25 protein-coding genes are annotated in these 16,715 nt (G+C 67.7%); 6 read left to right on the top strand and 19 right to left on the bottom strand.

Annotation, left to right across the window (positions count from 1 at the left end):
• Positions 1 to 106 precede the first annotated feature (106 nt).
• A complete protein-coding gene (locus AB0G11_RS26180; protein WP_357588819.1) occupies positions 107 to 385 on the top strand; it encodes a hypothetical protein in 279 nt (92 codons plus the stop codon).
• On the opposite strand, the gene AB0G11_RS26185 is transcribed toward AB0G11_RS26180, so the two are convergent.
• From AB0G11_RS26185 to AB0G11_RS26275, 19 genes are all read right to left on the bottom strand, one after another.
• On the bottom strand, positions 382 to 840 hold the full coding sequence (locus AB0G11_RS26185) for a hypothetical protein (protein ID WP_357588821.1): 459 nt from the start codon (positions 838 to 840) through the stop codon (positions 382 to 384). The genes AB0G11_RS26180 and AB0G11_RS26185 overlap by 4 nt on opposite strands.
• A gap of 98 nt (positions 841 to 938) precedes the next feature.
• The gene (locus AB0G11_RS26190; RefSeq protein WP_357588822.1) at positions 939 to 1,253 is read right to left on the bottom strand and encodes a hypothetical protein; all 315 of its coding nucleotides are present in this window, start codon (positions 1,251 to 1,253) and stop codon (positions 939 to 941) included.
• A 162-nt stretch (positions 1,254 to 1,415) separates the two neighbouring features.
• Positions 1,416 to 1,865, bottom strand: coding sequence for a hypothetical protein (locus AB0G11_RS26195; RefSeq protein ID WP_357588824.1), 450 nt, complete (start codon positions 1,863 to 1,865; stop codon positions 1,416 to 1,418).
• A complete protein-coding gene (locus tag AB0G11_RS26200) occupies positions 1,862 to 2,443 on the bottom strand; it encodes a hypothetical protein (RefSeq protein ID WP_357588826.1) in 582 nt (193 codons plus the stop codon). The genes AB0G11_RS26195 and AB0G11_RS26200 overlap by 4 nt, the downstream gene beginning before the upstream one ends.
• A gap of 631 nt (positions 2,444 to 3,074) precedes the next feature.
• Positions 3,075 to 3,338: a hypothetical protein gene (locus AB0G11_RS26205; protein WP_357588828.1), complete on the bottom strand. Its 264-nt coding sequence runs from the start codon at positions 3,336 to 3,338 to the stop codon at positions 3,075 to 3,077.
• The gene (locus AB0G11_RS26210; protein WP_357588830.1) at positions 3,335 to 3,628 is read right to left on the bottom strand and encodes a hypothetical protein; all 294 of its coding nucleotides are present in this window, start codon (positions 3,626 to 3,628) and stop codon (positions 3,335 to 3,337) included. Before AB0G11_RS26210 ends, AB0G11_RS26205 begins: the two co-directional genes overlap by 4 nt.
• Entirely contained in the window at positions 3,625 to 3,771 is a 147-nt protein-coding gene (locus AB0G11_RS26215) for a hypothetical protein (RefSeq protein ID WP_357588831.1), read from the bottom strand. Before AB0G11_RS26215 ends, AB0G11_RS26210 begins: the two co-directional genes overlap by 4 nt.
• Positions 3,771 to 4,133 carry a hypothetical protein gene (locus AB0G11_RS26220; RefSeq protein WP_357588832.1) on the bottom strand — a complete coding sequence of 121 codons (363 nt, stop codon included), beginning with the start codon at positions 4,131 to 4,133 and terminating at the stop codon, positions 3,771 to 3,773. The genes AB0G11_RS26215 and AB0G11_RS26220 overlap by 1 nt, the downstream gene beginning before the upstream one ends.
• A 218-nt stretch (positions 4,134 to 4,351) precedes the next feature.
• Positions 4,352 to 4,699 (bottom strand): hypothetical protein, encoded by a 348-nt coding sequence (locus tag AB0G11_RS26225; protein WP_357588834.1) that lies wholly within the window; start codon positions 4,697 to 4,699, stop codon positions 4,352 to 4,354.
• Positions 4,700 to 4,765: 66 nt separating this feature from the next.
• Complete coding sequence (locus AB0G11_RS26230; RefSeq protein ID WP_357588836.1) at positions 4,766 to 5,248, bottom strand: hypothetical protein; 483 nt, start codon at positions 5,246 to 5,248, stop codon at positions 4,766 to 4,768.
• A 53-nt stretch (positions 5,249 to 5,301) separates the two neighbouring features.
• Positions 5,302 to 5,685, bottom strand: coding sequence for a hypothetical protein (locus tag AB0G11_RS26235; RefSeq protein WP_357588838.1), 384 nt, complete (start codon positions 5,683 to 5,685; stop codon positions 5,302 to 5,304).
• A 114-nt stretch (positions 5,686 to 5,799) separates the two neighbouring features.
• Positions 5,800 to 6,942 (bottom strand): DUF932 domain-containing protein, encoded by a 1,143-nt coding sequence (locus tag AB0G11_RS26240; protein ID WP_357588840.1) that lies wholly within the window; start codon positions 6,940 to 6,942, stop codon positions 5,800 to 5,802.
• Positions 6,943 to 7,084: 142 nt separating this feature from the next.
• Complete coding sequence (locus AB0G11_RS26245) at positions 7,085 to 7,645, bottom strand: hypothetical protein (RefSeq protein ID WP_357588841.1); 561 nt, start codon at positions 7,643 to 7,645, stop codon at positions 7,085 to 7,087.
• A gap of 1 nt (position 7,646) precedes the next feature.
• Complete coding sequence (locus AB0G11_RS26250) at positions 7,647 to 7,838, bottom strand: BldC family transcriptional regulator (protein WP_357588843.1); 192 nt, start codon at positions 7,836 to 7,838, stop codon at positions 7,647 to 7,649.
• 292 nt (positions 7,839 to 8,130) lie between these two features.
• Positions 8,131 to 9,960, bottom strand: a complete 1,830-nt coding sequence (locus AB0G11_RS26255) for a hypothetical protein (protein WP_357588845.1) — start codon at positions 9,958 to 9,960, stop codon at positions 8,131 to 8,133.
• Between the two features lie 166 nt (positions 9,961 to 10,126).
• Positions 10,127 to 10,603, bottom strand: a complete 477-nt coding sequence (locus AB0G11_RS26260) for a single-stranded DNA-binding protein (protein WP_357588847.1) — start codon at positions 10,601 to 10,603, stop codon at positions 10,127 to 10,129.
• 537 nt (positions 10,604 to 11,140) lie between these two features.
• The gene (locus AB0G11_RS26265; RefSeq protein WP_357588849.1) at positions 11,141 to 11,485 is read right to left on the bottom strand and encodes a hypothetical protein; all 345 of its coding nucleotides are present in this window, start codon (positions 11,483 to 11,485) and stop codon (positions 11,141 to 11,143) included.
• Entirely contained in the window at positions 11,482 to 12,633 is a 1,152-nt protein-coding gene (locus AB0G11_RS26270) for a hypothetical protein (protein ID WP_357588851.1), read from the bottom strand. The genes AB0G11_RS26265 and AB0G11_RS26270 overlap by 4 nt, the downstream gene beginning before the upstream one ends.
• Before the next feature lie 382 nt (positions 12,634 to 13,015).
• On the bottom strand, positions 13,016 to 13,240 hold the full coding sequence (locus AB0G11_RS26275) for a hypothetical protein (protein ID WP_357588853.1): 225 nt from the start codon (positions 13,238 to 13,240) through the stop codon (positions 13,016 to 13,018).
• Between the two features lie 252 nt (positions 13,241 to 13,492).
• Here AB0G11_RS26275 and AB0G11_RS26280 point away from each other — a divergent pair, with 252 nt between their 5' ends.
• From AB0G11_RS26280 to AB0G11_RS26300, 5 genes are read left to right on the top strand one after another with little or no spacing between them, the layout of a single operon-like run.
• Positions 13,493 to 14,644 carry a hypothetical protein gene (locus tag AB0G11_RS26280; RefSeq protein ID WP_357588855.1) on the top strand — a complete coding sequence of 384 codons (1,152 nt, stop codon included), beginning with the start codon at positions 13,493 to 13,495 and terminating at the stop codon, positions 14,642 to 14,644.
• Between the two features lie 43 nt (positions 14,645 to 14,687).
• A complete protein-coding gene (locus tag AB0G11_RS26285) occupies positions 14,688 to 15,134 on the top strand; it encodes a hypothetical protein (protein WP_357588857.1) in 447 nt (148 codons plus the stop codon).
• Entirely contained in the window at positions 15,131 to 15,556 is a 426-nt protein-coding gene (locus tag AB0G11_RS26290; RefSeq protein ID WP_357588859.1) for an RRQRL motif-containing zinc-binding protein, read from the top strand. The genes AB0G11_RS26285 and AB0G11_RS26290 overlap by 4 nt, the downstream gene beginning before the upstream one ends.
• The gene (locus tag AB0G11_RS26295; RefSeq protein ID WP_357588861.1) at positions 15,553 to 16,077 is read left to right on the top strand and encodes a MazG-like family protein; all 525 of its coding nucleotides are present in this window, start codon (positions 15,553 to 15,555) and stop codon (positions 16,075 to 16,077) included. The genes AB0G11_RS26290 and AB0G11_RS26295 overlap by 4 nt, the downstream gene beginning before the upstream one ends.
• A gap of 17 nt (positions 16,078 to 16,094) precedes the next feature.
• Positions 16,095 to 16,715 (top strand): hypothetical protein, encoded by a 621-nt coding sequence (locus AB0G11_RS26300; RefSeq protein WP_357588863.1) that lies wholly within the window; start codon positions 16,095 to 16,097, stop codon positions 16,713 to 16,715.

Raw genomic sequence — 16,715 nt, forward strand, 5'->3', positions numbered from 1 at the left:
ATCTATCGATTGTCCTGGGCGACGAGTCACGTCGATCTCTTTCTGCGGTGGTGCGGGTTCTGCAGGTGATGGCCCCCGCCGCAGGGCGGAGCCGTACGATCGGAATGTGGAAACCGTGGAATCGGTGCAGGTGTGGACGGTCGCCTGGTGGGGCGACGGGTGGGGAGTGTGGCCAGGCGAGGCGCCGGATCACACTCGGCCGCCCGCGTACGCGACCAGGAACATCACGCGCGCGGCGGCGGAGGCCGCGTCAGCGTGGGCGGTTGGTGTCGTGCCGCCGCACCCGAGGTTGCAGGTGCGCTGCCCGTACGCCGGCGATCCGGGCGGGGAGGCGCGGTTCCGCGCCCGGGCGGCTCGCCGCCGCCGCTGGTGGAGGCCCTGCTAGGAGATGCGGCGCGGCTTGTCGCAGTTGATCCGCGCGGACTCCTCAACCGTGGCGCGGTATTCCTTGCCGGTGTCGAACGTCCCGGCGACGCCGACCTTGGCGCGGTAGCGGCCGGACAGGCACGGGTAGTGCGTCAGCACATACCGGTGGTCAGGGGCCACGCTCGGGAACCGCGCGCTGGTGACGGCCAGCCAGGGCGCCGTGACCGTCTCGCGGTACTCCAGGTCGATCGCGAGCAGCTGGGTGGCGATCCCGGACGGGTCGGTGCACTCCTCGTTGACCAGGACCCGGACGCGGGGCTCAGCCGATCCGAGTTGGACGGCCTCGACGTGCACGTACCGCTCGCACCCGAGCGCGCCCGGCTTGTACGGGTCGGTCGTGGTGCCCTTCGCGCCGCAGCCGGCGGGAGGGGCGATGACGAGTGCCGTCGCTGCGGCGAGTGCTGCGAGCCTCATGGTCAATCCCCTCTCGGTTCAAGGATGCTCCCGCCCGCCGGTGGGCGGGAGCCGTACGATCGAAATGGCGCGAGCCCGATAGGCGCGGGCTCGCGCTGCTACAACTCGCCGCGGTTGTCGGCTTGTCGGCGGTCGACTCCGCCCACAAGCGCAGGACGTGGACCGAACCGGCCGGCGATGATTCGCTCCAGGTCTTCGAGGGCGTTGCCTCCGGCGAACAAGCCACCGTCGTCGGTGAGCTCCGAGACAGAGGCCGGGTCCAAGCCCAAGCCAAGCAGCGCGGCGGCGGCGTACAGGACATGGATGACCGGAGTCCCCCGGAACTGTTCGACGTACTGCTCTGGGTCGCCGGGAGCAGCTATCAGGTACTCGTGGAAGAAGTCCCCCCAGCGCAGGTGCTTGGTCTCGTCCATGCGGGCCGGCGCCTCCGTGATGAGCGAGTCGGACCACTGGCGGCCTTCGTCATGGACGAGCAGCCCGGCGTAGCAGCAACCGGTGCCGCAGGAGGTGCGGAACTCACCCTGATCCCATTTGGGACCGTCGCGTTCCTCGTCGGCGGCCAGATCGTACGCCCGCTAGGCTCGCTCGCGATGGAGCTGGGGCTGGTCAGAGCCGGCAGACGGAGCGGTCATAAGCGTCTCCTTGGGATAAGGCTCCGGCCGCCAGGCCTTGGCGGCGGTCTCCATGAGGCGGAACAGTCTGTCGTCCTGGTCTTCCGGGAAACTGTCGGCCCACTCAGCAACTCGCAGGTACGCGAGCGCCGGGTCATCGACTCCGAGCTCGGCCTCGCGGCGGGAACGGGGCAGCCGGTGGTGGTCGACCAGCCATGCGATCGTCTCCTGCACGATGGGGACCTGGCCGAGCGGCGCCCCGCGCACAAACACATCCCCGGCGACGACGCTGAACGCGGCGACCGGACACACGCCGAACCGGATGGTCGACCAGCCGACGACAAAGTCCCCGCGCACCCGCCAGTGGCAGCGCATCAGCGCGACGGCATCTCGGATCACGTCGGCCGGGGTCATGATGCCTCCTCGCTGGGCCATTCGCTCGGATCGAGCACGACGGCCGTCGTCGGCCATCCCCGCGCGATGAACTCGGCCTCCGCCAGCGCCACAGTCCAGGTGACGACACACCACCCGCCAGACACCTCGGCGACCGCGGCGACCGCGAACCGCGCACTAGCCGGTTCACCTTGATGGGTGACCCCCACAGAGCCGACCGGACGATAGCGGCGCTCCCCGGACGGCAGCACCACATGGCCGAGACGGTGCGACATGCACGCGTCGCACCAGGTGAATTCCTCCGTAGGTCCGAACCGGATCGCGGAGTGCATGTCCTCGCCGGTCCCAGTCCACTCGCCGTGCTGGCCGGCAGGCGTCTGCGCGAGCACCGGGCAGCCTTCGACGTGCACGGCAGTGATCGTGACGCGCAGGAGCTCTGTACGCCAGGGCCGGATTACGGTGGTGACCACCGTCGGATAGGTGTGCAGGGCGCCCGGCCGGATGTACGGCGGGCTGTTCAGCACCTCGGGCGGAACATGCCTCGTGGTGCGGCAGCCGCCCGTGCTGGGCAGTTCGGGAAGGACAGGGGGCATGGTCATGCTGCTCTCCGATCGTCTGCTGCCGGTATGGCGGCAGGGGTAGGAATCTGGTGCAGGACGCGGGCAACGGTCAGCCGCCGGTCACCGAACTGCGCGTGAAATGGGCACAGTGTCGTGCGCTCAAGCGGCCCAAGGGCGGGCCCGTACCCGCGGACCAGGCACATCTGAGTGCCGAGCTCTTCGCACTGCCAACCTGCGCAGCTGGCCGGAGCCGGGGCGGGAGCGAGCGGCGCCGCGATGGTCGGGAACGGGGTGCCCTCCGAGCCGTCGTCGTAGACGACTTGGACTCGGAACCTCCACGGGCCGGCAGCTGGACGCCGTTTCACCAGCTCGAACCCGATGACGGTTCCTGCTCTGCCGGCGACTGTGACCCGGTTGCCTACCGTGTGCAGTGCCATCTCGGCGCGGCTCGTCCTCATCCAGAGGCCGACTGCGGCCCTGTCGATGCCGACGAATGAGGCGGCGCCTGGTGCCAGCATCTCCGTAGTGGTTGGCTCGCCGCTCGCGAAGGTGACTTGGATGGTCAACGCGTCGCGCGTGAGCGTGATCACCTGATGGGAGCGGCTACCGGCACGGGCGACCTCCCAACGAGCCAGCCGCGCGTGCATGATGAGGACGGCTGGCTTGTGGCTCACGTCCCCCCTTCGTGGCTGCTTTCACAGCCGAGGAAACGAGCCACCTGGGCGAATTCGGCGGCCTGCTCAGGGTCGGCTGCATGGATGGTGAGCACCTTGCGGCCACCTGCGAGGGGCACGTCCACGGTTGCGGTCCATGATCCTGATCCGGTGATCGTGAGTCGGCACAGGCCGGGGGTGGGCTCGTCGCCTATGTCGACGGCAAATCCGAGTCCGGTGATTTGGGCGGCGAGATCTGCGGCGTCTTGGCAGTGAGTCATGATCGGCTGTCCTGAGTTGCGGGGGTGATGCTGGAGCGGCGGACGCACAGCAGCCGATCGCCGTCTTCGCGCTCCAGCTCGTAGCGGTTGTAAGGCTCGTAGTGCTTGTCGATGTTGGGTCGTTCGTGGAGCGGTAGGGACCAATAGATCTGGTCCCACACGTGGTGGAAGACCGTCATGCAGCCGCCGCAGGCACATGGCCCGGCCACAGTCCATGTGCCGTGTTCTGCCTGCAGGGAGCCGTGGTAGGTGACTACCGCTCCCCGCGGCAGCGGCTCGAGCTGCGTCACCGGTTGCCCTCGTCCTCGGGGAGGATGTGGGGCAGGTCCTCGTGGGCATCCGACAACGTGAAGGCCCGCTCGCCATTGACGTCCAGGACGGAGCTGATAGCGGCGACCAGGTTCACGAGCTCATCGCGAATCCACGCCGGCATCAGACCTCCCGGTATCGGGGGTCATACGACTCCCACATGGCGACGATCTGGTCGGCGGCGACCTTCGCCAGGCGCGGAGCAGCTGCGGCCCCGGTCTTGTAGAACACCTCGGCCCTGTCCATCGCCTGTTCGATTAGGCCGGGGGCGCTGGCGGCGATGGCCTCAGCATCCTCATACGGTGGGTGGCCGGCTCGATCCTCGTCCGGGTCCCAGTTCGGTGCCCACCACACGCTGCGGTCCCAAACCGCGAATGCGAGCCGCTTCTCGGCGTCGTCCAGTCCCCGCTGGAGCGGCAGGACAGCACGTGACGCGCGCAGATAGGCGTCCAAGTCTCGGTTGCCGGTCGCGACCAGCTTGTCCATCAAAGTCCTTCCTGATCACAGGTCAAGATCGGCGTCAGGAATCTCCAAGCTCTCGAACCGCTCAGCCTGGGTCCTGCCGGGCGTGCACTCTGGGCCGGCATCTCTTGGGCTGTGGCGGCGCCACACTGGCCACGAGGCCGGTGCTGGGGCAGCGCTGCACGCACAATCGAGTGCAGCTCGTGGGGAGTTCGCTCGACCGATGTCTGAAATGGGCTATCTCAGCGGGGCTGCGCCGGTGGCGCCGCCGAGGCGTCGTACTCATCGTCACGGGATGCGATGGAATGGCCGTCGGGTATGCGTACTGGGCGGCTGCAAACGCCGCACTCGTACCCGTCGGACACGAATCTGTGATTGCCGACCAGCACTGTGAGCGTTCCGTTCGCTGTGATCTCCAGCTCGTTCCTGCGGGTCGCGACTTCCAGTTCGACGATCTCGTTGGCCGCACCACAGTCGCGGTATGGGCACAAGAGGCTGTTGTTGCGAATCACCACGTTCGGCTCTCGTGCCACCGGCCGCAGGCTGCCCGCGACGGGTGATGCCTCCTGCGGCTCTGCCTGGCGATTCATGTCAGTCTCCGTCCGTGAGAGGAGGGCCGGCTCGGAAACTGCGGGAGCCGGCCGAGGAGAGGTGGGCTATGGGCGGGGGCCGATCTGCTCGGTGATGAGCCGGGCCAGATCTTCGCGTGAGTTGCCAGGCGCGAAGAGGCCGCCGTCGTCGTGGTTGTCGGCGTAGGGGTTCAGCCCGATGAGATGGGCGGCCTGGTGGCGGACATGAATGACCCGCTTGCCCCGGACCAGCCGGATAAGGGGGAGAGGGTCATCCTCGGTGGCGAGCATGTACTGGTGGATGGAGTGCTCAACGCAACGGCGGTCGGTCTTGGTGACGGGGGTACCGTCGATGGTCATCTGATTGTTGTGAATCTTGACCAGCCAGTGGCTGCCTGCCGCGAGGGCAAGGTGCCCGGCGTAGCAGCAGCCCGTCCCGCAGGTGCTGCGGTACTCCTCCTGGTACCAGCGCAATGCAGGTTTCGGCTGGGAATTGGCGACGGCGATCTTGTCGTAGCCGCGCCACGCCATCTCAACGTGGCGAAGCTGCGGAGCGGTGTCAGTAATCATGGGTTCCTCAGTTGCTGGACTCTGCGCAGGCCGGAGGGGACATAGGCCCGGCCCTACGTGGTGCTGTGGATCACATCGCACGGGGCTGGGCGCGCCCCTGAGCCGGGGTCGCGCGCGCCGCTGGCGTGCAGTGGTTGTCCGTCGAGCTCGACGTGCAGGCGGCCGGCTGCCTCGGCATCGCGCGTGAACAGCTCGACTCGGATGCCGCCGTGGGCCGCTTGGTAGAAGAAGCCGACCATCTGATCGGAGTCCACCCGTGCGACCGGCCGCCCCCGATGATCTTCGATCATGTCGGCCCTGACGTTTTCGGCAATCGTGACCCGGCCGGTGTCGAGAATGATCTGCTCGATGGCCTGCAGGGTGTCGGCATTCCAGTCATCGTCGGCGAGAAGCCGCTGATGGATCGCTTCAAGCGCCCGAATGTCTCGGGCAGCCACCTGACACGCGGTTTCTCGACGCGGCCGAGGCGGGGGATAGGGGATGTCGGACAGGCACACCACGGCGCCTTCTTGGGATCAGCAATGGCGGATGCGGCACGTCTGGGGAGAAGCTCAGCGACGGCCAGCGGCAAGGTGTAGCGCTCGAAGCGCGGAGTTCTCCATCTCGTGCGAGATGTCGGCGTCAGGTATGGTCCGGGCAACGCTGGTGACGGCGTGCATCACGCCGCCAGCGCTGAGGTCGGCCCCCTTGATGAAGTGGCCGAGGATCAGTTCCTGCTGCTCCTCGGTGAACGAGAGCTTTTTGGCCACTGACTCAATCGTCCGAGCTGGGTCATCAACCACGGTGTGGGCCAGGCCACTGAGCTCGTTCAGCTTGGCGCGGACGTAGTCGACGTCCAGATAGGTGGCGACGGCATCTCTGGTCTGGGCAGTGACTAGGGCCAGATTCTTCTGTGAGGTGTCGGCCGACCAACGAACGATGCCCTCATCCATGCGAGCGCCAAGATGGACGTGCCGGGGAGCGTCCGTGGTGATCGTCATACCGTTGCGGCACACCTGGAATACCAGGCGCGGTATGAGAGTGAACGCGCCACAGCCGGTCTCACTGTTGGCGATGACGAAGCCGGCGAACACCAGCGGGTTCTCGGCGCCGGTGGCGCCGGTGAACGGGCTGCGGTAGTTGCGCAGCAGGTCCGGTGCAAGCGCGCCGACCTGGGGACAGATCACGCGCACGTACATCCTGCGCTCGGTGAGGTCGCAGCCGTCGATCTGGACCTGGACGCCGGCCTGGCGCACTCCTTCAAGAGCGGCCGTCAGCACGTCGAGGTTGTCGATGATCCGGTAGCTGTCGGACAGGAAGGCGCGCGCGATGCCGTGGCCGCCGCGTTCGCTGTGCAGGCCACGCAGGAGAAAGCGACGATCGGCGCTCTTGAGCCAGCCGTTGACGTTGGCGTCGTACAGCTGAGGCTTCTCGGCGCGCAGGCGGCGCAGATACTGCTGCGGAATGCCGAGCTTGCTGGCCAGGCCCTGATCGCACACCCGGGTGGGCGTGTAGAGGCCGGAGGTGGCAGTGACGCCGCTGGGCGACAGGAGCGGCGAAGTGCCGGTGAGCTGCAACCGCGTGCCTACGGCGCGGATCTGCTCACTGTGCACGACCACGTCGACCTTGTGCGCCTGCTGGTGCCGCAGCAGGTCCACGAAATTCTTCAGGTCGATGTCGCGTGTGGTCAGGGCGAGGGCGGACGTGGAAGTCACCAGCGATGTGCTCCTTAGAGGATGGATCGTGAGGGCATGCATGCGACGGGCCCGGCCTGAGCGGCCAGGCCCGCGGATGGACCAGGGGGATGCGAGCGGCGACAGAGCGGCTCACGCGTCGGTACGCCACATCGCCCAGGAGCTACTCAGTGAGAGTCAGGGCAGCCAGGAACTCGTCATCGCTCGGCAACTGGCCCAGTGGCCATCCCATGACCAAAGCTGCCGGGTAGGCCTGGCTGGGCTCGGGAACCGGTGCGAACCGGCCGCGCTGGTGCGGCTCGCTCTGCTGGCCGCGGTACACCTCGAACACCTTGACGTCGAGGTCGATCATGTACCCCCACTCGCAATGAGTGGATGTGGCCGGGAAGTAGGACGCGTCCCAGATCACGCCCGCGTCCAAGATGGCCGCAGGATTGCCGTAGGTCTGCCAGAGCAGCTGCCACCAATCCTCGATCTGCGTGGGATCTGTGCAGGTGTCGGCGTACCTTCTGAGCCGCTCGATGTCATCGACGGTGGGCTTGGTGGAGTCGCTGACGACCCGCAGAGCGGCGACTCGCTGCCGCATCTCGTCCAGAGTGCGGACGGCAGCGCGTAGCCACGTCAGGATGTCCAGGCCAACCCCGGCTGGAAACGAGTCGTGGTGGTTGTAGGTGATCTTCTCCTGTTGGTCGACTACGAAGCCGACGAATCCGCGCGTTGCCATGTCACTGGCTCGCCGAGTCGGGGCGTGCCAGCAGTGCGCGGACTTCCGTCTCGCGGTAGCGCCGGTGTCCACCCAAGGTCCGGATGGAGGAAAGCTTGCCGGACTTCGCCCAGCGGGTGACGGTCTTGGGGTCGACGCGGAACATCGTCGCGACCTCAGCCGGGGTCAACAGGGGCTCGGCTTCATGGGTCATGTGGGTGAGTCCTCTCGATGGGATCGGAAGTGGTCGTGAGGCCACTGAGGTGGGGACAGGGCGCTGATGTATGCGCCGGGAGCGGTGCATCGCCTTGCGATGAGGCAATCCGGTGCCGCCACGCCTTAGGCGTAGAGGCGCACGCAGTCGTTTGCGGGAGTAGCGCGTCCCGGCGAGGGGGCTATCCGCTCCAATGGGCTGGATAACTGCCTGGTGCAGCCGGACTGAGCAGGCGGTGATGCCTCTTCAGGCGCCAGTGGTACGTCAGGTCGACTGACCTGACGGTCTGAGATCAGGCAGCCCGCAGATCGTCCTGCGTTTCGGCTTCGTCCTGGGCGTCGGAAGTGAGTTCGGCCGATGCGGGAACTGTCGTGTCCAGCACCTCGGCAGAGACGCCGGTCAGGTTGCGCTCGACGTCTGATGGGTCGGCCGGGGGCCGGTCCTCACCCAGGGAGGCATCATCCTGGGTATCGGTCTCGGTAGGCTGGGCCTCGGCGATTCCAGCATCATGGACGGTGGCTGCGGCCTCGATGTCGTCGACGGTGTCGGTGTGAATCTCCTGGCCTGCTTCCTCACTCTCCGGTGTCGCAGGGCTGTCGCTGACGGCGTCGGTGGAACTCCCCTGGTATGGAGTCCCGTCGATCAATGCCTGCTCTATCGGAGCCGGCACGTAAGCCTTGTCACCGAGCTCCGGCCCGAGCTCGTTCACCACGAATCTCAGCCACTGAGCCGCGTCAGCGGTGGGACAGGGGCTGTGGCGCCCTTCCCGCCAGGTGTTCTTGACCTCGGCAGAGACCTCGCTCATCTGGTACTCCCAGGCCACTGCGATCGGCAGGAGCTGGAGGATCGCCAGCCGGCCGGGCGTGGCGGTAGCCAGTGCGGCCTCCAGGTCAGCCGGACCGCCGAGCTTGCGGTACAGCTCAGAGCGCGGTGCCGAGCCGAGCCGGTCACGCACCGGCGACGGCATGTCGTTGAGAACTCGGGTGATGAATCGGGTGACCGGCTTGGGTGCGCTCTTGCGGGCGAAGAAGCCCGCGAGCCATTCCTGCCGGACGGTGGCCGCCGCCATCCAGGCCCGGTTTCCCTCCACGACGACCTTGCGCGGTGGGCCATCGTCCTTCGGCTTGGCAGCCGAAGGAAACGCGATGTGCTCGGGCGCGGTATAGCCGTGCTGCTCGGGCGTGCTGCAGTACAGCTCGGCCCGCTCCGGGCGCCATGAGTAGAAGAAGGCTCCACGGCCAGGGCATTCGCCATGCTGATCAGGATCGAAGCCCTCCACGCGAGCGGCCAGCTGCGTGAGCAGGAGGGCTCCGACCGGCCATTCCGCGGCTACTGGAATGCCGGCAGCAGCGAGGTCCGCCAGAGCCTGAGCGTGGGCAGCGGCTTCCTGCCGCTCCGCGCGGACGGCCTCGATGGCGTGCCGGCCACTGTGTCCCCGCTCCGAGATCAGGTAGTTGATCGTGTCGAGCGCTTCCGTGTCGCCATCGAACTCGTCCAGCAGCGCCAGCTCATCCAGGGTCCACGCATAGTCCACGGACTGGGCGTTGGATCGTGTGTGCTCGGAAAGCTTCCCTGCGGCGAGAGCGTCGGCGATCTCCTGCCGGGTACGGCCGGTCTTCTTACGGATCTCGGCTCGGGTGGCGCCGCTTCGGTGGGCCAGGAACAGTGCCCGGGACTGCTCGAACGGAGTGAGCCCGCGGCGATACTCGTCGTCGTTCTCCACAACCTGGTCGACGAGCATGCTCGTCAGGTCGCCGTTCTTGGTCAGGTCGATCAGGCAGAGCATCTTCTCCAGCTTGATCGCTCGTGCACCCTCCAGGCGGCGATTGCCCTTGACGACCCACCAGCGGTGCTCCTCTTCGCCTTCCCCCCGCTGGTAGTTGTCCGGAATGGGGACAACGGTCAGCGGAACCTGCAGCTCGGTTTTGAGCGACGCGCAGAAGCTCTGGGTGATGTGGAGGTCCTCCCGCACGTTATAGGGGGAGTGGCCGAGATGGCGTACCTCGATCCGAGCCAGGCGGTAGTCCTCTGGTACGTCGAGATCGAGGTAGGTGTCACTGCCCACCGCCGGCTCGCCACCGGAAGCGGAATCGGAGTGGACGTCGGTCGAGGTGACGGACATAGCGATGATGGCTCCCAAATCGAAGAAGTGAACAAAATCCGCCGCGCGCGCCCTCGCCCGTATGTCCCCGGACCAGGCATCGCGTCAGGATGCGGATGCTGTCCGCGGGGCGGAACACCCTGCGGGCCGCCGACGGCGGACGCAGACGGCCCGCAGGAACCAGGGCTTAGGCGGCCGCAGGCACTTCCGTGCTCCGCGTCGAAGCGCCCTGCACCATGCGCGGGGAATCGGAATACCCAGCCGGCGGCCAGGACGTCGCGGCCTCGGCCACGACGTTGTAGCGCGAGCACAAACCAATGGCAGTTGCGGTTACTCGAACGACGCTGCGCACCAGAGGTCGGTTGGAGCGGTCCTTGGTCTCATAGCTGCGCGCGATGAGATCACAGCCTTGAACCACGATCACGTGGCCCTTGCGGTAGGACTCGCTCGCCCGGCTGGCGGCCAGCCCATAGAGCACGACCTCGACGAGTCGCGTCGGAATGTAAGCGGCTCCGTCACGGTCCGGCGTGGGAGGACCATTGACATCGAGTGTGGCTGACCACATGGCCGGCTTGCTGTGGGTGGCGGGAAAGAAGTGAGGCTCGTAGATGATCCTGCCGGTAACACTGACCTGTATATCCATAGCAAGGAGCCCTTCGTTCACTGGCGCCGGCACCCAGGCACAGACGCTGATCTGATCTGCATCGCCGGGGTGTAGCGGGCTGGTCTGTGGTGAGCCCGCCCCCGGGTACGGCAGACACAGCGCCGCTGCGCGCAGGGGATGCAAACCGGGCGGTGCGTGCGGCAGCAAGATGTTTTGCGCCAGCAAAAGATCTCTGCTGCGGCACGCACGAGCCCACCCACCGGCAAGTCTCGAACGAGGGCGAGAGCCCGGTTTGCGGCCCCAAGCTAAGGCGGCGCAAAGTCGGCCGGCCCGGGGAACGGGCGCCACCAGGCTCCAGCCCAACGCCTCGGTCGAAACGGGTGGTCAGCGCGACATGAGAGCCGGGAACACCTAGGCGGGTACTTCGTGCGCGAGATCCTCAGGGTTATGCCGCTGGCTTCTGCTGACCTGGTACGCCTCGACAGGCACACCAGCAAGCGCCCCTCTCAGTCAGACTGGACTCCTCCAGTCGCACCTAGGATCCCTTGGCACGAGGCGCTGAAGCGAACCAATGGCGGTAAGCAACATTGGGGAGGTTCACCGCGGATATCCTCGTCGGTCTTGAGCCCCTCGCTCCCTCTCGGCCCGAGCACGAGCACGAGCCTTCGCCAGGGCGATCTCCCGCTCCAGCGCCTCTCGCGCCGCCGCGATCTCCTGCTCGCGCGGGGTCACCGGTTCGGGCTCCATCGCCCACTCGGTCCGCTCCAGGTACGCCTCCGCCTCCCGGTCGGCCCGCGCACCCCGCCAGCTCTCCTTCGACCGCCACTCCCGGCGCCGCCGCGCCGCCTCTTGGTCCTGTTCCTGCATCGCCCGCGCGGCCCGCGGCGAGGACAACCTCAGCCACTCCCTGGCCAGATCCGCCCACGCGTTCGCGTCCGTCACGATGACCTTCGGGCCAGCCACGCGGCCTCGGCCGCCGCGTCGGCGGCCTCCCGCTCCCGGCGGCGGCGCTCCAGCTCGGCCCGCACCCGCTGGAACTCCGAGTTCGGCCCGTCCGCCGGCGACCGCGCGGGCTCGGCGCTCGGCGCCGAGACGGGCTCCGGAGCCGAGCGTGGCGCGGGCAGCTCCACCCCGGCCGCCGCCGCCATCTCGGCGTACTCCTGACGCCGCGCCTCCTGCTCAGCGCGCCGCCGCGCGTCGGCCGCCGCCCGCCGCTGCGACCGCAGCGGCAGCACCCGCCCATCGGCGCCCAGCCACGCCGCCAGCCGGTTCCGCACCCAGCCCGGCGCGTGCCGGATCTCCGCCACGCTCGTCCACGTGTATGTCCACCGGCTGTCGTCGGCGCGCACGTCCAGCGCGTGCAGCACGTCGGCGACGGTCGCCCCGGCGTCGAAGAACGGCTTGAGCAGCCATCGCAGGTACCAGGCCGTCATCTGCCGCAGCAAGGGCCGCTCCTGGCGAAGCCGCTCGCACGCCGCAAGTCGATCTCGTTTGGTCCGGGGCGTGGCGTGCATGCTCCATGTCGGCGAAATGCGGGAATGATCACGGTGGCGGCGGTGTGCCTCGCGCGTGCGCATGGGATCTCTTCTGTCTCTCTCAGGGAGAGAGACAGAAGGGGGTCCACTTACGCATTCATGCTGGTCAACGACCTGATCGTTTGCTGGTTGTGTGAAGGCGTGACGAGGCACGGCCAGCACCCAGACGGCGGCACGGTTGCCGAGCCCGTCATCGAGGAGCCCGGCCTGCGTGCCCTTCCGGTACCGGCAGGTGGAGCCCTGCTCCACCGTGCCGAGCCAGCCCCGGTGCCGCAGCCAGCGCACCCACCGCTTGACGGTGCCCTTGGCCAGGCCGGTCACGTCCACGATCCGGCCGATCGTCGGGCGCGAGCACATCGTGTTCCAGTCGGCGCCCCACACGATGAGGTTGGCGACGCGCATCAGGTTGGAGTAGCCGTCCGAGCGGAGCTCCAGGACCTCCGGGTCTTCCTTGAGGGTGCGCAGCCACTCCTTCTGCGAGCCGGCCCGGCGCATGCCGCGCGGCACCGCGGCGGCGATGAGCGCCCGCGACGATGGCCAATGCAGGTCCGACACGCCGATGAGTGCCGTCCAGTGGACACCCGGACGGCGCTGGTGGTTGGGCGTTTTGGGGGCGCGTGTCGGACACGCCACAGTTCCTGATTCGGGGCATGCTGGCATGGCCCCACGTTCGGATGCCATAATGGCGATTGCCTTTCTGTGATCGCCGTTCTGGTCACCAGGAGGCAACACAAGGGCCGACGCGGCGCCCACCAGGCGCCAGGTCGGTAAATACAGCCGGACGATCCTCCTTGTCGCTCAGCTCACAGGGCCTGCGAAACCATGTGGGAGCTGAACGGGGTAGTGGATCGCTCGTCAGGACCAGGAAACGCCCCGCGCTGCGGGGCTTTTCTTGTTGTTAGGGGTTCTCCTCCATGCTGCGGGGTGGGCCGTGCCGTCAGGCGGCGGCCATCTCGTCATCCAGGGGAAGCCGCTGCTGCTGCATTGGCCGCGCCGGCGTGTGGTTGAGGGCCTGAGCGACCAAGTCCTCAATGAGCCGGGCCAGAGGCCGGCCAGACTCCTGCTGGAGCTTTGTCACCTTGTCGTACAGCTCCGCGTCGGTCCACGACAGTGGGTGCTTGGCGACCACGGTCTTCGGCGGTCCAGGTCTGCTTCCGCTCATGGTCGCCAATCATGGCGTAATCACGAACCCGGAATCCAGGTTCTGTGGGCGTGTCGCAAGATTTTCTGCAACTGCGATCTTCCTGGGTGGCTCCCCGGGAAGGGGTGCGAGACCTGGGATCATCGACAGGCGCCTAGCAGTGCGCTGTAGATCGTTGAAGCAACCCTCTTCCGCCATGACGTAAGCACCAATACAATCAGCTGACGTACAGGCCGACGCGAACCGGCCGCCCGACAGCACGGAAGAGATTCCATGACCATTACTGCTGCTCCGCCCACGCCCGTACGGCGGCGCCGGCCGAGCTCGGCTCAGGCCGTTGCGTTCCTCCGTGACGCCCGCCAGCTGCCCGGTGTCACGAACAAGCTGCTGAGCGAGCTGACCGGCATCCCCATTCGGCGCATCAGCGCTCTGATCAACGCCAAGACGTCCGTCATGCTGCCGATCGAAGTCATCGAGCAGATCGCCGTCGCGACCGCCCCGACCGTCCTGCGTCGTGAGGTGAGTCGCCGCGCCACCGCCACCGCCACCGCCCGCCGCATCCGGGCTCTGCCTGGCCCCGCCAAGGCCCTCATCCTCTCCATGCTGGACCCGGGATTCGACCTTGGCAGATACACCGACGAGCGTGTCCACATCACGGAGGAGATGCTAAGCACCATCGAGTGGGTTACTCCCCTGATCGTGCAGAGGGCCATGGACGCCCATCTGACCGCGGTGCGACTGCGGGGCCTACGCGCGCAAGGCCACGACTGTGAGCGCCAGGCCCGCGCTTACCAGCGCAGCGCCTCCTGGGTCAACGCCGTCTGCCTCGGCGCCATCAACCTCGTCACCCCCGCTGATGAGGCCGCTGTCCGTGCGTACGCCCGCGACGTCATGTTCTGGGGGCCGCAGCGGGGGGAGAGCATCTGGGGCGGCAACCTGGCCGACGCTGAGTACGCCGAGGAGTGCGGCTGGTACCCGCTGGCCTGTTACGACGATGACAACGGCATCGTCCGAGGCGGCCGGACCCACTCATTCCTGCAGGACTTCACCGACGTCCGCACCCGCCGGGCATCCAAGCGCCACGACATGGCCGACAGCATCGTCCGCGTCATCGAGCTCAGCCTTGCAGGGAAGCCGGCGGAGACGGTGGCGCACATCATGGGCCTCACCAAGCGTGACGTCAACCGCTACCGCGCCCTCGCCGGTCTGACGTTCCAGGTGATCAGCCGTCAGGTGGAGAGCGGCACCCGCAAGGTCCTCTCAGTTGAGGTCGGTCCCGTCGACAAGGAACGCGCTCAGCGGTTTGCCGAGGCGATCGCCGAGCTACGAGGGATGCCTGCAGACGAACAGGATGCAGTCGCGATGCTCGCCACCCTCGGCGTCAGCGTGCGGGGCTCGAAGGTTCCGGTCGCCCAAGCCGCTTAATCCTCAGGGCTACGCGACCAGCCCTCGACCTGGAAGGACCTACGTGGCCACCTACCACACCGACGACCAGAAGATCCGCGCCAAGCCGGATGAGATCGTCGCCGTCGAGCGCATCCAGGCGGGCGCCTTAGCCAAGGGCATCGCCTGGTGTGGTCCAGACGTCGTCCACCACTTCGCGCTGATCAACGCGTGCGATCCCGCATCGAACCTGATCTGCTCGTGTGCCCGCACCGCTCGCTGGAGCACCAGCGAGGCCCCCGCCCAGCCCGGCATGGCCTGGCTGTGCCTCGTCTGCGAAGGCACCGCGCTCATGCACGAACGCGTCACAAGCCTGCCCGGCCCACCGAGGCCGGGCAACACTCATCGACTGCCCCGCCTACCGGGTCAACAGCCGCCAGACCAACGTCAGCTTCAGGAACGTCGACACCAGCGCCTTCTACGAGCGGCGGGCCGCATTCCGGCTCGCCGCTCGAGAGGAGGCCGCAGGTGAGCCGGGCGCGGATGCCCTACTACGACCCCGAAGGCAAGAAGTGGGGCTTCCCAACCTACCCATGGGAGATGGCTCCGGAAGGGATGGCCACCTACCGGCAGCTGCGCAAGCTCGGGCTGCGCCCCAACGGCCAGGGCGTCCAGGCGCAGATCATGTGGGGCTGCAAGAAGGAGAAGGCCGGCTACCGGGTCGCCTACCTCTACCGGATCGACCTCGCCGCTCCGATCAGGCCGATGACGCCGGCCAAGCGTGCCGCCATTGCCAAGGCGCTGGAGGCGCGCAAGACCTGCTCGGACTGCGGCACCGTCTTCAAGTACGTCCTGCCGACCCGGTACGGCGCCTGCATCGACTGCGACGGCTGGGGCGTCGGCCAGTTACCGGAAACGCCCCCCACCCCCACCTCGGAACGGAGCATCGCATGATCATTCACCGTCCGCCCATCGCCGCCATCACACAGTGGCTGACCGACAGCGCCGGCGACGCCCCCGGCTCGCCGAACACCATTCCCTGGCGGATCGCCAAAATCAGCGAGGAGATCGGCGAGGTCGTCGAGGCGTACCGCGCCAGCGACATGACGGCGACGCGGCACGAGCTGTGCGACGTCATCCTCACGGCGGAGGTCGCCGCGTTCAGCATCGACCCCGACACCCTGCCCCGCCCGATCGAGCACCCCTATGAGTTCACCCGAGACGGCGGCGGCTACCTGCTGGACATCGTCTCCGCCGCCGGCCGCGCCTCGGCAGCCCTGTCCGGCATGATCGGCCGCAACCCCCGCAAGGGCGTCACCCACACCCCACAGCAGACGGTGCAGGCCCTCCACGACCTGGCGCAGGCCGCCGCCACCATGCTGGCCGCCTTCGAGCACCCCCACGGCCCGCAGTCCTTTTTCAACGCCCACCTGGAGCGCGTGGTCCAGCGCATCCCCAGCACCCAGATCCTCTGATCCGAAAGGGAGCCAGCATGACCAATCACCGTGACGGCGGAGAACCGCCCCCGGCCGACGGCGTCTACGCCTACCAGCGCGCCACCGTCTTCCGCGTCCGCGTCTACCTCGGCGGCCTCGGCATCCAGCCCGCAGAGGAGCACCAGACCGGGACGGCCGCCGAGCTCGACGCCATGCGGCGCGTCCTCGACCACGACAGCGAGCGCATGCGCGACCGGCCCGGCCGGATCCTGGTGTCGTCGTTCGCGCACATCGAGTACGAGATCCCCGACGGCCCCAACAAGGGCAAGGTGGCCACCTACGGCCGGTACGAGGCCCGCGAGCGGCACCGCGTCACCCGCTACTACGACGAGTCGACTCCCAGCCACGTCCGCTACGTGTGCGCGTGCGGCGCGATCCGCACCGGACAGGAGATCGTCGAGCACTGGCGTAACGCCCGCATCTGCACCTTCTGCGGCGGCGAGGAGGACGTCCACCCCGCCGGAGAGGCCACCGTGGGCGACCGCTGGGTGACGTGCCCGGCCTGCGCCGGCAGCGGCGACTACGTCGAGAACCCGCCCCCGTTCAACCGCGACCGGTTCCTGCCCAACCACTCCCTGCGTCAGCCGCTGCCGCTATCGGCGGCGGGCCGCTACTAA

The sequence above is a fragment of the Nonomuraea sp. NPDC023979 genome (assembly GCF_040639085.1).
Lineage (GTDB): Bacteria > Actinomycetota > Actinomycetes > Streptosporangiales > Streptosporangiaceae > Nonomuraea > Nonomuraea ceibae.

Bases quoted from the DNA above. Each gene is read 5' to 3' on its own strand.
- AB0G11_RS26200 (WP_357588826.1), bottom strand. From the start codon at position 2,443: ATGACCATGCCCCCTGTCCTTCCCGAACTGCCCAGCACGGGCGGCTGC.
- AB0G11_RS26250 (WP_357588843.1), bottom strand. From the start codon at position 7,838: ATGACCCATGAAGCCGAGCCCCTGTTGACCCCGGCTGAGGTCGCGACG.
- AB0G11_RS26230 (WP_357588836.1), bottom strand. From the start codon at position 5,248: ATGATTACTGACACCGCTCCGCAGCTTCGCCACGTTGAGATGGCGTGG.
- AB0G11_RS26190 (WP_357588822.1), bottom strand. From the start codon at position 1,253: ATGGACGAGACCAAGCACCTGCGCTGGGGGGACTTCTTCCACGAGTAC.
- AB0G11_RS26220 (WP_357588832.1), bottom strand. From the start codon at position 4,133: ATGGACAAGCTGGTCGCGACCGGCAACCGAGACTTGGACGCCTATCTG.
- AB0G11_RS26295 (WP_357588861.1), top strand. From the start codon at position 15,553: ATGATCATTCACCGTCCGCCCATCGCCGCCATCACACAGTGGCTGACC.
- AB0G11_RS26225 (WP_357588834.1), bottom strand. From the start codon at position 4,699: ATGAATCGCCAGGCAGAGCCGCAGGAGGCATCACCCGTCGCGGGCAGC.
- AB0G11_RS26215 (WP_357588831.1), bottom strand. From the start codon at position 3,771: ATGCCGGCGTGGATTCGCGATGAGCTCGTGAACCTGGTCGCCGCTATC.
- AB0G11_RS26205 (WP_357588828.1), bottom strand. From the start codon at position 3,338: ATGACTCACTGCCAAGACGCCGCAGATCTCGCCGCCCAAATCACCGGA.
- AB0G11_RS26245 (WP_357588841.1), bottom strand. From the start codon at position 7,645: ATGGCAACGCGCGGATTCGTCGGCTTCGTAGTCGACCAACAGGAGAAG.
- AB0G11_RS26195 (WP_357588824.1), bottom strand. From the start codon at position 1,865: ATGACCCCGGCCGACGTGATCCGAGATGCCGTCGCGCTGATGCGCTGC.
- AB0G11_RS26280 (WP_357588855.1), top strand. From the start codon at position 13,493: ATGACCATTACTGCTGCTCCGCCCACGCCCGTACGGCGGCGCCGGCCG.
- AB0G11_RS26185 (WP_357588821.1), bottom strand. From the start codon at position 840: ATGAGGCTCGCAGCACTCGCCGCAGCGACGGCACTCGTCATCGCCCCT.
- AB0G11_RS26300 (WP_357588863.1), top strand. From the start codon at position 16,095: ATGACCAATCACCGTGACGGCGGAGAACCGCCCCCGGCCGACGGCGTC.
- AB0G11_RS26275 (WP_357588853.1), bottom strand. From the start codon at position 13,240: ATGAGCGGAAGCAGACCTGGACCGCCGAAGACCGTGGTCGCCAAGCAC.
- AB0G11_RS26255 (WP_357588845.1), bottom strand. From the start codon at position 9,960: ATGTCCGTCACCTCGACCGACGTCCACTCCGATTCCGCTTCCGGTGGC.